The organism is Streptococcus suis, from assembly GCF_002960445.1.
Taxonomy (GTDB): Bacteria; Bacillota; Bacilli; order Lactobacillales; family Streptococcaceae; genus Streptococcus; species Streptococcus hyiners.
This window is the reverse complement of the sequence record NZ_POJD01000186.1, coordinates 1-452: the sequence shown is the minus strand read 5'-3', so window position 1 is coordinate 452 and position 452 is coordinate 1. Positions and strand designations below refer to the sequence as shown.

The following is a 452-nucleotide window of genomic DNA, read 5'->3' as shown; positions in this document are numbered from 1 at the left end:
TGACCCCTCAAGGGTCACAATTCGAATACGTTCATCCTGTTCTGCTAAAGAAAGTACTAAATCCATCATTTCTTTTTCTGATCTCATTTACATACTCCTCGTTTATTTTTTCTTTCTAAAATGTTCAGCTAAAGTAAACTTACATTCAGGATAATTTGAACAACCATAAAACGATTTTTTTAATACAATATTGTTGCCACACTTAGGACATTTTCCTACAAGGGGTCCCGAGCGCTTAGTGGGAATTTGTACCCCTTATCGATACAAATTCCCCGTAGGCGCTAGGGACCTCTTTAGCTCCTTGGAAGCTGTCAGTAGTATACCTAATAATTTATCTACATTCCCTTTAGTAACGTGTAACTTTCCAAATTTACAAAAGCGACTCATAGAATTATTTCCTCCCGTTAAATAATAGATAACTATTAAAAATAGACAATACTTGCTCATAAGTA

At 35.0% G+C, this 452-nt stretch carries 1 protein-coding gene and 1 pseudogene; both read right to left on the bottom strand.

The genetic code is table 11. The features are described from left to right. A partial coding sequence (locus C1G53_RS07680) for an aminoglycoside 6-adenylyltransferase (RefSeq protein ID WP_161497580.1) occupies positions 1-87 on the bottom strand: 87 nt, incomplete at its 3' end. Positions 88-105: 18 nt separating this feature from the next. Next, positions 106-222, bottom strand: a pseudogene (locus tag C1G53_RS07675) (topoisomerase DNA-binding C4 zinc finger domain-containing protein); the annotation flags it as partial. Between the last annotated feature and the right edge of the window lie 230 nt (positions 223-452).